This is a genomic window from Acidobacteriota bacterium (assembly GCA_040756905.1).
Classification (GTDB): Bacteria; Acidobacteriota; Aminicenantia; order JBFLYD01; family JBFLYD01; genus JBFLYD01.
Genome location: JBFLYD010000067.1, coordinates 1 through 6,675 on the forward strand (window position 1 = coordinate 1; position 6,675 = coordinate 6,675).

The 6,675-nt window shown below is 29.8% G+C and carries 4 protein-coding genes; all 4 read right to left on the reverse strand.

The window, feature by feature from the left end; translation table 11 throughout:
- Positions 1-258: hypothetical protein (locus tag AB1410_11525; GenBank protein MEW6457329.1), on the reverse strand; the 258-nt coding region annotated here is incomplete at its 3' end.
- Complete coding sequence (locus tag AB1410_11530; GenBank protein MEW6457330.1) at positions 248-2,944, reverse strand: POTRA domain-containing protein; 2,697 nt, start codon at positions 2,942-2,944, stop codon at positions 248-250. The genes AB1410_11525 and AB1410_11530, both read right to left, overlap by 11 nt.
- 1 nt (position 2,945) lies before the next feature.
- Positions 2,946-6,119, reverse strand: a complete 3,174-nt coding sequence (locus AB1410_11535; GenBank protein MEW6457331.1) for a translocation/assembly module TamB domain-containing protein — start codon at positions 6,117-6,119, stop codon at positions 2,946-2,948.
- 202 nt (positions 6,120-6,321) lie between these two features.
- On the reverse strand, positions 6,322-6,675 hold a 354-nt coding region (locus AB1410_11540), incomplete at its 5' end, for an acetyl-CoA carboxylase biotin carboxyl carrier protein subunit (protein MEW6457332.1).

The window sequence follows — 6,675 nt, forward strand, 5'->3', positions numbered from 1 at the left end:
TTTAAAATCTTTTTCTGTTATCTCTAAATCTATTTTAAAAGAATTTAATACAATCTTCTGATTTATCAAAAATTCTAATGACCTTTTTAAATATTCCACCTCTTCTTCATTGGAGTTTCTGGATATCAATCTTAGCTCGTATGATTTTTGAAGGTCTCTCAACGTAATTATATCTGTATCTATTGAAACAATTACTCTATCTATAAAAATTCTCTGAAAAAAAATAAATAGAGAAAAAATAAGCAAATTAAAAATCACGTCCTATGTTTACCAGATAAACTATATTTTTGCCTTCAAATTTTTTGCTTAAATTTTGACCTATTGAAAATCTTAGCGGTCCGACAGGGGTGACATATCTGATTCCAATACCTACCGCTGTTTGAAATGACTTTAGCGAAAATTGCTTTGAATTCCTGAATACATTCCCCCAGTCAAAAAAAACTGTTAATCCCAAATTCTTCCAGGTAGAAAAAACCGGAACTACAGTCTCAAAATTAAAAATTGTCAGATATTTTCCTCCCACGGGATTTCCAGTTTTCGGGTCTTTTGGACCGAGCTCGTCTACTTTTTCTCCTCTAAAGGAACTCCCACCAGCAAAAAATCTTTCACTGATTGGAACATCTCCAGTAATAAAACCAATGCGTGCATTAAAAAATGATAAGAAGGAATACTTAATAGGTTTAACTCTTTGAAATTGAAAATATCCTTTTAGAAAATCTGATGTTGTTCCAAAAACTCTAAAGGCTTTCTCTCCGTCAATTGTAAAAAAATACCCTTCTTCTGGATTAAAAGGATCATTCCTTCCTTCGTAAATATATGAGATTGAAAAAGATGATACATAAAATGGTTGATATTCTCTATCCAAGGAAGTACTTGCAACTTCTAAATTGTATAAATTCGTCCTTGCTAATTTTGTTCTTATAACTAATAAATTCTTATCACTAATGTTTTTTACTCCCATCAGAGTGATGCCGATCTTATCATAATCAAAACTCTTTCTATTTTCTTTTTCTTTCCATCCTGTCCAAAAACCTTTTGCTGGCATCCCCAATATTTTTGGTTGCTCCAGAGAGAGCAAATATCTCTTCTCTCTCTGACTCGCTTGGAATACAGATGAAAAATTCCATGTCTTTCCAAACAAATTTATTCTCGAATATTCAAATGTTCCTCTCAAGCCCGATCTTTCAAGATACCCTAGTCCAAATCCAAAAAAGTTCTTCTTACTTTCTTTTATTTCATAGACCAAAGAAATAACATTCCCCTCAAACTTGATCTCTTTAACATTAACTTCACTGAATATGCCAAGGTTTTCCAGATTTACTTTTGATTTCAAAATTAGACTTTTATCTGCCCAATCACCCTTTTTAATTACAATCTCCTTTAATATTAAATCTTTATCTGTTGTCATATCTCCAAAGAAAATTATCTCATTAATTTTGTATCTCTTTCCTTCTTTGACATCAATTGTTATCTTCCGAAATGTATCATCTCCATTTAGATTTAGGTGTATTTCTGTTTCTCTAAATCCCTTATTTTCATACAATTCCTTTATCCTTTCCATATCTCTTTGCAAAATATCAAATACATAAGCTCCACCAGGTTTTGTATCCATAAGACTCAATATCTCATCTTCTTTAAAGAAGCTCAATCCATTAAACTTGAGTTCTCCTATTATTGCTCTTCTTCCTTCTTTGACGTTGAATATTAAAATAAGGTGTTTTCCTTTTTCTACCCTTTTTAAATCAATATCACTCTCAAAAAAACCGTTTTCTCTATAAAATTTAAGGATATTTTTTTCGTACTCTTCGATAATTTTCCCGTTGATCCAGAAAGGATAAAAATAATTTTCTTCGGCTACTCTTTTTTTAACCAATTGTGTCAGCATTTCCTTTTGAATAAAACTTAAGCCTTCAAACTCAATTTTTATTGATTTATATCTCTTCCCTTTTTTTATCTTATATTCAATATAAATTTCATTATTTTCTCTTCTTAATGAATATTTCACCTCAGGAAAAAAATATCCTTTTTCTTTAAGCTCATCCTCTATCTTTACCTTTCCCTCATTCAGTGCCCAATCCTCAAATATTTCCTCTCTCCATAGCTGGCTCAATAAATTTGAAGAAACCTCAGCTCCTTTAACATCAACAATGATCTTATTTCCTACATTTCCCTTGAGATATATATCTACAATATTTGATTCTTTGTTAATTTTGTATTCGCTTTCTACCCAGAAATTTAAAAAGCCCTCTTTTATGAAAACATTTTTTATCTTCTGCAATTTATATTCAAATTTAAAAGGAAATAAATACTCTCCCTCTTTCCCATTGAGATAATTCATTATTTCTTTATCTTTTCTTATTAATCCTCCCTGAAGATATATTTTCCCTATCCTTGCTCTCTCACCTGAATTTAAATCGAATATTATATTAATATTTGAATTCTCTTTATCGGTTTCTAACTTGCAGCTAACTTCAGGGTTAAAAAATCCATTTTCCTTTAACTTTCCTTTTATCTCTTCCATAGTTTTTTCCAGTTTGAATTTTGAAAAATATTCTCCTTCCCTTAAAGAGATAATTCCAGATTTTATTTTTGAAGTTGAAAGTCCTTTACTCCCGGTAAATCTTATTTTTCTTATAATTGATTTTTTTTGAACTATAAAATATAGATCTACCCATTTCTGATCTTCTAAAGCTTCAACACGAATGTTAGAAACAAAGCCGGTCTTGTATAAATTATCAAGACTTGTCCTTATTCTTTCTTCATCATATTTATCCCCTTTTTTTATCATTATTAAATTTTTAATCTCACTTTCAATATTTTTTCCATTTATTTCCAAATATATATTTCTCACGGTTAAACTGGATGAATTAGAGAAAATAAAGGTTTCTACCAAAATACATATAAACGAAAAAATAAAAAGGCATAATTTCTTCTTTAAATACATGTTAAAATCTTTTTCTGAGTTTTATATCAAATCCGAATCTTCCCTCTTCATTCTTCATTCCTATCAAAGAAACATCGTTGGATAATTGAAACTCAGCAAATATAATTTCCTCCTGTTGTGTGGATAAATTTGTTGAATAAATAATGAATAGATCTTTTGAGATTTTCTTCCCGACCGTAAGTCTGAAGGATGGGTTTGATGATGAACCCAATAAAAATGGGTCTATTCTAAACTTATCAACTCCAAACATTTTTTTTGCTCTTGACTTTATCATTTCTGATAGCTCCATAGAAATTAAAGATGCAGTGCCTACCTGAGATTCAATTCTATAAAATGGCCTTCTATATATTTCCCCCAGGGAAACAAGGGCAAGGGTATCCTGCGGAGATAAAGATGGATACGAAACTAATTGAGGAACTGGTTTTGAAGCATTTCCTTTTATAATAAATAATACTCTATAATCTTTAATGAATGCTTCTGACTGGATATCAAGAACAGGATCAATTTTATAAGGATTATTAAAATTTACTCTCCCATTAATTAATCTGAATTTTCTGTCAGCTAAATTCAACTCACCTCTTATCCCTGTAATCTCTCCTGTTAATGATGGATTTTCAGAGGTTCCACTCACTCTCAGAGAAGCTTTTACTTCAACTTTCCCCAAAGAATTTTCCATCCATGCATCTCTATCAGCTTTCATCCTTATGTTTAAATTTATACTTCCCGGATTAAAAGAAGAGGATGGAGAGCCTGATGAAAATACTATTTTCTCTCCAATTTCTCTTTTCCATGATAATTTGTAGAAATATATATCCCCATCAAAAGTAATTATATTCTCCTCTTTTTTTATTTTCATATTAAGGTCAAAAACACCCCTTGCTCTTTCAATTATTGCCATCTGCATATCTTTGCCATTAATGTTTATCTGAGCGGACTTAATTCTCATCCCATCGGGATAGATTTCTCCAAAGCCTGTAACCCTACCATTTCCCATCGTGGCTGAAGAAGATTTTAATTTGATTATATTCCCTTCTTTGGTTAAATATGCTGAATAATTTTTAAAATCATAGGAAAAATAGGGGATAAAGAAACTCTCCCCTTTTAAATTTATATAATACCTTAATTCAGGATTTTTTAGGTTTCCTGAAATCTGCCCGAGTAATTCCATTTCTGAATCTTTAATTTTATAAGGAATAAAAAATTGAAAATCATTCGATGAAAGTCTAAAATCTCCAAATATTTCCTTTTTTAAAACATTTAAAGAAATTACGGATGTCACTGTTGATTCTATTTGAGAATTTTTAAAATTTATCAATACATTTGAATTAATAAGATCTCTGTTGAGAAGAATTTCAGCTCTGATTTTTCCATTTCTGAATTCTTTTTTATTAATCGAAACACCTTCAATCCTTCCTGTAAAAATCACTGGATCTCTCCCCAGCTCACCCTTTCCTTTTAATAAGAAACTTCCCTTCCCTGACAAATCTGGTAAAAATGAAGAAAGTTCTATCGAATCTCCTGAAATATTTAAGGAATAGAAATTATCCTTGAAATTAATCTTTCCATCCCCTTTAATTATTCCGTTACCAGATTTGACATAAACTGAAGAAAAATCGATCAAGTCGTTTTTATAATTAAATTCTCCCGATATCTTATCAATTTTTTTATCGTGAATATAAATATTATCTCCCTTTATTACTGACTCTATCGAAACCTTTCCATTTTCATTTATCATCAGAACCTCTCCTGAAGGACGCCCCTTTAAATCTAACTTTTTCTTATAAATTTTTTCTAAACCTCTCAAATCAATTCTCTGAAAATCAACTCTTAAATAATTTCTTTCTCTCTCCATCTCTGTTTCCCATTTGCCATCTATAAAATCGCCTTGAACAAAACCTTTCATTTTTAACGCTCTCTTTTGCCCTTCCACATCGCCTTTAACCTCACCGAACGATGTATTTAGTGTTTTTACATTTTTAAAATAAAAATTTCCATTAAATTGAGGATTCCATCTTTTCCCGAATATATTAATATTTAGATATCCTTCCCCTGAAACAGATTCTAACTTTGTGTTCACCTTATAATTTTTCTGAACAAAATTGTTTAGACTTTCAAGATCTGTTGTTTCTAAGCTTACTTTTACTGAAAATCCACCATCATAATAAACCTTTCCTTCTCCATTTAACATCAGTGAATTTAACTTTAGATTTTTTGAACTAAAATTTACTTTATTTCTATCAAACTTTAATTTTATATCTCCCTGTAATTCCGCTCCATTCTCACTCTTCTTGAAAAAATTCATTTTACCTTCAAGATTATTTCCATACCCTAAGCCATTAAAATCTAACGTGTAATTATCAAAATACTCAGTTTTTAAGACCTCACTCAATGTTTCAATTTCAAATTTTTTTAAATCTACGAATAACTTTTTCTTATTTAAATAAATTCTCCCCCCTCCCCTTCTCTTTCCCTCTTTCTCTATAAAAAATTTGATCTCAGAAAATCCTCTCCTGGTTATATCAAAATCTCCTTTTAAGGAAATATCCTTTGAAATCCCGATGATATCAGGATGAAAAATAAGGTTGCCCCTCAAATTGAGGTTCTGTCGTTCAACAGTCCCCTTAATTTCTACCTGAGCCTTTCCTGAAAAAGGTAAAGCTTTCAAGTTTTCGCTAAAAAATTTTTTTAATAATATCCCCTTCCCAGAAAACTCAATCCGAGGATGCTGAAGATTGAAAATATTTCCTGTCAAATCATACGATAAACCATCTGAGAGGAATTTCAGATTATTAAATTTAATCATTTTCTCATTTCCAGAAAAAGACCCAAACAAACTCCCTCTCATTTTTATGTTTAATTTTCTGTTAAGATAGAAATGATCAGTTGATTTAAAATTAACTTCAAAATCTTTATCTTTTTTTCTTACATAACAAAATGAATTCTGAAGACGAATCTCGTTTTCAAAATCTAAATAAACTAAATTTAAATCTTTAAATAAAATTCTATTAAAATTTAAAAAAGAAAATTTTATTCCTTTGTTTTTTGTCTTAAAAAAATCAGGATAGATATATAAAAAGGGTCTATGGAATTCAACATTTACCAATATTTTTTTATAAAAAAGAGGCTTTATATCAACATTTAGTATTATTTTGTCTGCAGATATATAACTTTTCAAATCGTGCAATCTTATGTATGGGTTTGAGATACTTAAAGTGAGAGGAAATACACTTAAATTTAATTCAGAGAAAAAAGAGGTCTTTTCTATATAATTTTTTATATTCCATAGAGCTAAATATCTAACAAAAGATAAAGATATTACTAATACAATGAAAACGATAAAAAAAAACTCAGGCTTTTTTTAATAGTTTTTTTTATTTTCATTCTACTATAAACAGTAGATCTCCTGTCTCGAGGTTCTTATCCAACCTAACGGACATTTCTTTGATCTCTCCCTCTATAGGAGATTTTATTTCATTTTCCATTTTCATCGCTTCCACTACTAAAACCCCTTCGCCCTCTTTTACAGGTTCTCCCCTTTCTTTTAATATTTTTTTTACTCTCCCTGGCATTCTTGCTCTTATCTCTTTCTTCCCTACTGAAAATCCTTTTTTTCTTGTCGAATTTCTTTCATACTCAGAACTTTTTTCTACCTCAAAATATCTTCCATTTATATTAATTAAATAGTTTAATCCATTTTTATGCATAAAGCAATTATAAATTCTGTCTCCAAT